This is a genomic window from Thermodesulfobacteriota bacterium, assembly GCA_036482575.1.
Taxonomy (GTDB): Bacteria; Desulfobacterota; GWC2-55-46; order GWC2-55-46; family JAUVFY01; genus JAZGJJ01.
In genome coordinates this window covers 1-4,007 of the sequence record JAZGJJ010000065.1, presented here as the reverse complement: position 1 = coordinate 4,007, position 4,007 = coordinate 1, and the positions used below count along the sequence as shown (strand labels likewise).

The 4,007-nt window shown below is 59.2% G+C and carries 4 protein-coding genes; 1 reads left to right on the top strand and 3 read right to left on the bottom strand.

All coding sequences use genetic code 11. The annotated features are described in order from the left end of the window. The first annotated feature begins 145 nt into the window (after positions 1 to 145). The gene (locus V3W31_02885; GenBank protein ID MEE9613883.1) at positions 146 to 547 is read left to right on the top strand and encodes a DUF302 domain-containing protein; all 402 of its coding nucleotides are present in this window, start codon (positions 146 to 148) and stop codon (positions 545 to 547) included. Position 548: 1 nt separating this feature from the next. On the opposite strand, the gene V3W31_02880 is transcribed toward V3W31_02885, so the two are convergent. From V3W31_02880 to V3W31_02870, 3 genes are all read right to left on the bottom strand, one after another. After that, on the bottom strand, positions 549 to 2,408 hold the full coding sequence (locus V3W31_02880) for an ABC transporter ATP-binding protein (GenBank protein ID MEE9613882.1): 1,860 nt from the start codon (positions 2,406 to 2,408) through the stop codon (positions 549 to 551). Positions 2,409 to 2,414: 6 nt separating this feature from the next. Continuing rightward, positions 2,415 to 3,620 (bottom strand): ABC transporter permease, encoded by a 1,206-nt coding sequence (locus V3W31_02875; GenBank protein ID MEE9613881.1) that lies wholly within the window; start codon positions 3,618 to 3,620, stop codon positions 2,415 to 2,417. An 8-nt stretch (positions 3,621 to 3,628) separates the two neighbouring features. Then, a partial coding sequence (locus V3W31_02870; protein MEE9613880.1) for an ABC transporter permease occupies positions 3,629 to 4,007 on the bottom strand: 379 nt, incomplete at its 5' end.

The window sequence follows — 4,007 nt, the reverse complement described above, 5'->3', positions numbered from 1 at the left end:
GATCGGCCCCGGCCTTTAAAAGCCGGGGCCTGTTTTGTGCGGCCTTGCCCGTGGTAGGGGGAGGGGAAAAGGGGGGAAGGGGGGTTGCGTCCCCGGCTTGTTGTGCTACACTCTTTATAATAAAACGGTCTTAAAGGAGGCTCTTATGGGAGGCTACGCGATAACGAAGAAGCTCGGCTGCGGATACGCGGAGGCGGTCGAGAAGGCAAGGGAGGCCCTTGCCGAGGAGGGTTTCGGGATACTGACCGAGATAGACGTAAAGGCCACGCTCAAGAAGAAGCTCGATAAGGAGTTCAGGAACTATATCATCCTCGGGGCATGCAACCCGCCGTACGCGTACCAGGCCCTTACCGCCGAACTCGAGATAGGGCTCATGATGCCGTGTAACGTCATAGTCTACGAGAACGATGACGAAGGGGGGGGCGGCTCTACCGTCTCGGCCATAGACCCGGTCGCGGTCATGGGGGCGATCGATAACCCGGAGCTCGCCACGTTTGCCGAAGAGGTGAGGGCAGGGCTCGAAAAGGCGCTCAGTAGTCTCGGGTGACTTACGCCCCGTCCTCTATCCTCGGCACGGCGGCGAGGAGTTTTTTCGTATACGGGTCCCTGGGGGCGGAAAAGATCTCCTCCACCGTGCCGCGCTCGACTATCCTGCCGTCATACATTACGGCCACCTCGTCGGCAATATATTCGACCACCCCGAGGTCGTGCGTTATGAAGAGGAACGAGAGGCCGAAGTCTCGCTGGAGGGACTTTAAGAGGTTCAGAATCTGCGCCTGCACGGATACGTCGAGCGCGCTCGTAGCCTCGTCGCAGACGATAAACTCCGGGTCCACGGCGAGCACGCGCGCTATCCCCACTCTCTGCCTCTGCCCGCCGGAGAACTCGTGCGGGTAGCGGTGGCGCATCTTTGGAGTGAGTCCCACGCGTTCAAGCGTCTCGGCTCCCTTCTCCTCCCGCGCCCTTTTATCCATCTCAGGCTTGAGCGACCGAAGCCCCTCCTCTATTATCTCGCCCACCATCATCCGGGGGTTAAGGGAAGAGTAGGGGTCCTGGAAGATTATCTGCGTGAGCGACCTCATGGGCTTTAGTTCCCTCTCGTTCATGCCGGTCAGGTCTTTACCCTTGAAGAGTATTTCGCCTTCGGTGGGTCTTATTAGTTGAATGATGGACTTCCCGGCCGTTGTCTTGCCGCACCCGCTCTCTCCAACGAGCGCGAGCGTGGAGCCCTTCCTTATCGTAAGCTCTATGCCGTCCACGGCCTTTACGTACCCCACGGTCTTTTTCAATATCCCCTTCTTTACGGGGTAGTAGGTCTTGAGCCCTTTCACTTCCAGAAGCGTCTCCCTCTCGGCCGGTGGGGTCTGGAGGGGTGTGGCCGGCTGCGCTACCTCCCGTGCTACCGGCTTTGAAAGGGTTTCTTCCCCTTCCATGAACCCCTTATCGTAGAGGTGACAGGCGACCGAATGCCCTCCCTCGCGTTCCGTTAGCACGGGCTCCATCCCCGCGCAGCCCTGCATCTCTTTCTGGCAGCGGCCCGAAAAGCGGCAGCCGTCCGGGAAGGCCGTGGCCGGAGGCACGTTCCCGGGGATGGTGTCGAGCGCACTGCCTCGCTTCTCTATTCCGGGAATCGACCGGAGAAGTTTTAAGGTGTACGGGTGCATGGGGTTGCGGAAAAGGGTCTTAACGGGCGCGCTCTCAACGATCTTTCCCGCGTACATCACGCCCACCCTGTCGGCGTTCTCGTAGACGAGTGCCAGGTTATGGGTTATGAGGAGCACGGCCGTGCCGAGGTCGGTCCTGAGCTCGCGCATGAGTCCGAGTATCTCTTCCTGGATGGTAACGTCGAGCGCGGTGGTGGGCTCGTCCGCTATTAGGAGATCCGGCTTGCAGGCGAGAGCTATCGCTATCATTACCCTCTGCCTCTGCCCGCCGGAAAGCCTGTGCGGGTACTCGTCGTAAAGGCTTTCCGGCGAGGGGAGGCCGACCTTATCGAGCATCTCGATTGCGACGGCCTTTGCCTCGTCCCCCTTTAGATTCTGATGGAGCGTTATTGATTCGATGATCTGGTTGCCGATTGTAAAGACCGGGTTCAAGGAGGTCATGGGCTCCTGGAAGATCATCGACACTTTATTCCCGCGTATCTTCCTCTTCTCCGGCTCGCTAAGGTTCAGGACGTCTTCTCCGTCGAGGAGTATCTCGCCTCCGGCTATGTATCCGGCGGGGGAGGGCACGAGTTGGATGACCGAGAGCGCGGTGACGGACTTGCCGCAGCCCGACTCGCCGACGAGCGCGAAGGTCTCTCCCTTGCCGATGCTGAGGGAGATACCGTCCACCGCGCGTCCGACCCCTTCGGGCGTGTTGAAGTGGGTTTTTAAGTTCCTTAGTTCGAGTACCGGTGTCGTCATATCTTTCTACTTCTTCCTACTTTTTTCCGGTCCTGAGCCTCGGCCCGTCCTTAGTCTCGGATCGAGCGCGTCACGAACCGCATCGCCGAAGATATTTGCCGGGAGCACGAGCGCGAACATGAAGACGAACGCCCCGACGAGGCTCCACCATACGACCGGCTCACGCGAGAGCTCGAGCCTCGCCGCGTTTATCATGTTCCCCCAGCTCCCCATCTCCGAGCCCACCCCTATGCCGATGTAGCTAAGGACCGCCTCGGCCAGCACGAGCTCGCTGAAGAGGAGCACGAAGGTTATGAGTACGAGGTGCATCACGTTCGGCACTATGTGGCGGTATATGATCCTGAGCCTCGCCACGCCGAAGGCGCGAGCGGCCTGCACGTACTCGAGTTCCCTTAGCTTCAGGGTTTCCCCCCTTATTAGCCTGCAGAGGCCGGTCCATGAGGTGACGCCGAGTATGACGCAGAGCCAGAAGAGCCTGTCGCTCGGCACGAAGAAACCGAGGTATAAGTCCTTATCCTGCACGAGCCCTCCCTGGTATCCCTTCTCGCTGAAGATGAGCATGAAGGCGACGATCAACAGTATGCCGGGGATGGAGGCGAGTGTCGTGTATATGTACTGGATGATGTCGTCCACGATGCCGCCGAAGAACCCGGCCATAACGCCGAAGAATATAGCGAACGGTATCATTATAAGGGTGGCCCCTGTGCCGATGACCACACCCGTCCTTATCCCCTTTATGGCGGAGAGGAGCACGTCCCCGCCGACCTTGTCCGTCCCCAGGAGATGCGTTCTCGGGTGCTTGAGCTCCGGGTAGCTCCTCTTCTTCGTACCGTCGGGGAGCTCGATCGTCTCCTTAACGTACTGGCGGGAGGCGAGCGGGGCGGAAAAGGTTTTTTCCGTCTTTGTACTTAGGGGGGTGAGCAACCTGTCCAGAAGGCTCAGGACCAGGGGGTTATAGATGGTGTCGCCCCCGGCGGTTATCGACACCTCGCCGTCTTCACCCACCACGGCGTCGCGCCAGCGGATGGAGTCCGTGAGCGCCACGGCCCCGTAGAAGGCGAGTATCACGAGAGATATCACGGCGAGACGGTTCTTCCGTATCTCGCGCCAGACGCTCCGGATATACTCCGACTTCCTTCCGGCCACGACGGCGTAGACCACCAGGCCGAAAAGCAAGAACACCATCAGATCCGTGGCTAATATTACTGGCATAGTTTTAGTTACTCCAAACGTATCCTCGGGTCCACGAGCGTGTAGCTTATGTCGGTCAAGATGAGGCCGACTATATATAAGACCGAGCCGAGGTAGACCATGCTCCTCACGATCGAGAAGTCCTGGGCCTGGATTGCCTCTATGGTAAAGCTCCCGAGCCCCGGTATGGCGAAGAAGTTCTCCATTAGGAGCGAGCCGGTGAAGAGGAACGGTATGGCCACGACTATGTTGGTGAGTATGGGTATCATCGCGTTCTTGAGGCCGTGCTTGAAGAGCACCTTCCCTTCGCCGAGCCCCTTGGCGCGGGCCGTCCGGATGTAGTCCTTGCCTATCTCTTCGAGGAAGACGGTCCGGTAGAACCTCACCCCTCCGCCGACAGAGCTCAGT

Excerpts from the sequence above, each read along its gene's own strand:
- V3W31_02885 (MEE9613883.1), top strand. The coding sequence starts at position 146 with ATGGGAGGCTACGCGATAACGAAGAAGCTCGGCTGCGGATACGCGGAG.
- V3W31_02880 (MEE9613882.1), bottom strand. The coding sequence starts at position 2,408 with ATGACGACACCGGTACTCGAACTAAGGAACTTAAAAACCCACTTCAAC.
- V3W31_02875 (MEE9613881.1), bottom strand. The coding sequence starts at position 3,620 with ATGCCAGTAATATTAGCCACGGATCTGATGGTGTTCTTGCTTTTCGGC.